Source organism: Halomonas sp. (assembly GCF_033549285.1).
In the GTDB taxonomy this organism is placed as follows: Bacteria; Pseudomonadota; Gammaproteobacteria; order Pseudomonadales; family Halomonadaceae; genus Halomonas.
In genome coordinates this window covers 1-557 of sequence record NZ_JAWSUJ010000210.1, presented here as the reverse complement: position 1 = coordinate 557, position 557 = coordinate 1, and the positions used below count along the sequence as shown (strand labels likewise).

The 557-nt window shown below is 64.1% G+C and carries 1 protein-coding gene; it reads left to right on the top strand.

Going from position 1 to position 557, the window contains the following annotated elements; translation table 11 throughout:
* Nucleotides 1–557: IS21 family transposase (gene istA, locus SCI24_RS21460; protein WP_318727290.1), on the top strand; the 557-nt coding region annotated here is incomplete at both ends.

Genomic DNA, 557 nt, shown 5'->3' with positions numbered 1-557 from the left:
ACAGTGCCCGTCGTAGACCCCCACACCGGCGAGGTCCACGCAGTGCAGATCTTCATCGGCGTCCTGGGGGCCAGCAACTACACCTACGCCGAGGCCCACGAGAGCCAGGAACTGCCCAACTGGATCGGCGCCCACGTCCGCATGTTTGCCTTCTTCGGCGGGGCGCCGGAAATCATCGTCCCGGACAATCTCAAAGCTGGGGTCAAGCATCCCTGTCGCTACGAGCCCGATCTGAATCCCACCTACCAGGACCTGGCCCAGCACTACGGCATAGCCATCATCCCGACGCGTGTCCGCAAGCCCAAAGACAAGGCCAAGGCGGAAGTGGGCGTCCAGGTGGTTGAGCGCTGGATCCTGGCCCGCCTGCGCAACCGCACCTTCTTCAACCTGACCGATCTGAACGAAGCCATCGGCGAGCTGCTCGACGAGCTCAACGCCCGATCCATGGAGCACCTCGAACGCTCGCGCCGCGAGCTCTTTGAGGAGCTGGACCGGCCGGCCCTGAAGCCTCTGCCCGAACAGCCCTACGAATTCGCGATCTGGAAGAAGGCCCGCGT